The 1,845-nt window shown below is 48.1% G+C and carries 2 protein-coding genes; both read right to left on the minus strand.

What is annotated here, in order from left to right:
* Window positions 1-1,112 (minus strand): NAD(P)/FAD-dependent oxidoreductase (locus R8269_RS23690; protein ID WP_318222713.1); only part of this gene is annotated, 1,112 nt, incomplete at its 3' end.
* A gap of 8 nt (window positions 1,113-1,120) precedes the next feature.
* Window positions 1,121-1,845: methyltransferase (locus R8269_RS23695; RefSeq protein ID WP_318222714.1), on the minus strand; the 725-nt coding region annotated here is incomplete at its 5' end.

Consider the following 1,845-nt stretch of genomic DNA (forward strand, 5'->3'; position numbering starts at 1 on the left):
GGAGCTTGGTAGAAAATCACGTCTTGAAGCGTGCCGTTGTACCAGCCTTCCACATAAGTGCGGAACGTGTTGACACCAACCATCAAGCGTTCTGAGTACTCTTCTTGCCAATCAACCACTTCGCCGTTCAATTGACGCACAACGCAATCAGCAGCAAATTGAGCGGACTTCATCGCGATAGTGACACCCGATGAGAATACCGGATCTAAAAATTCGCCCGCGTTACCAAGCAGCGCGTAGTGTTCTGTGGCTAAGCGTTTGACGTTCGCTGAATAGCCACCCAACTCACCTACGGGATTTGGGTAGTTCGCGTTTCGCAATAAAGACGCCAAACCCGGCTCTTCATTTGCCAACTGCTGCAAAGCTGCAAGCTTATCTTCTGGGTATTGCTCGAAAAACTCAGGCTCACCCACCACACCAAACGAACACGTACCATTCGAGAATGGAATTAGCCAGTACCATACGTCGTGATTTTCAGGATGGACTGAAATCAGAATTTTGTTGCGATCGTACTCTGGCTCTTGGGGTGAAATATGATCTTCGATATGCGTAAAGATCGCTTTTCTTGGCGGAAGGCAAGAAGGTTCTTCCAGATCCAGCAAACGCGGCAGCACTCGGCCAAAACCACTCGCATCCAAAACAAAATCGGCTTCGATTTGATACGCCTGCTTATCGGGCCCAACCACTTCTAAGCGCGATTTTTTGCCTTCAAACGCCAAGCTAACCAGCTCATGCTGATAACGAATGTCGACGACCTGTTCTGCGGCGCTGTCAGCGAGCACTTTATCAAAGCTGGCGCGTTGAACCTGAAATGTGGTGCCTGGTCCTGCGGTAAATTTGTCAGTGAAATCAAAGTGGGTGTAGACCCCATTACGACGGAACGCCGCACCATCTTTGAATTGGAAGCCATGCTGCTTCACCGCCTCTGTCATTCCGGCAAGTTCAACCACCTCCATACAAGCTGGAAGTAAGCTTTCGCCAATTGAGAAACGAGGGAACGTCGCTTTTTCGATCACGACAACATCAATACCACGGGATTTTAGCAACGCAGAAACGGTGGAACCCGAAGGACCTGCGCCAACGACGACAACTTGCTTGTGCTCTGTTTTCATTCTTTATACTAGCTTGCTTGGAGTTTTAATAAGGTATGTCCGAGGCCAATGTTGTCCGTTCTTTCCACAACAGAGAGACCTGCTGCTTCAACAATTTCTAGGAAATCATCACTACGGTAGAAACGGCTATTACCATTGGCTAGGCAGGTAAAGTAAAGCGAGGTAGCATTTAAGCTGTATGACGCGCCCGCGTATTTCTGCGCATCCCAAAACAGTTCGAGAACGTAAACGGTATCGCCCGCGCTCAACTGCTCCTTCACTTTCTTCAAAATATTTAAAATTTCAATTGGAGAGAAACAATCTAAGAACTGGCTCATCCACCAAATATCGGCATGATCAGGCAATGTTTGGGCTTTATCAAGCATATTGGCAGGATACGGATGCACGCGCTCGCTGAGCTGATTCTCTGCCACGTTAGACATCGCGACTTCCAGTTGCTGCGGCAAATCAACAATGGTCACATGCACATCTTTATCGTAGTTGCAGCACTGCATTGCCCATTTACCCGTATTGCCACCGATATCGACGATGTGTTTTGGCTCATTGGCAAACACTTCTTTAAGCAGCAATGGGAAAGAACGATCCGAATAGAAGTGATCAAACTTAAACCAGCTCTGCTTAGCTTGCTCAGGTAATGTCGACAACCCTTGATAGATGGTTTCCCAATCGCCCAGCTCTTTCAATCCAGCAGGTTTGCCGTCTTTGATTGCTTCAGTCAGGTGCATCATCGCGG

Source organism: Vibrio sp. Vb0667 (genome assembly GCF_033391095.1).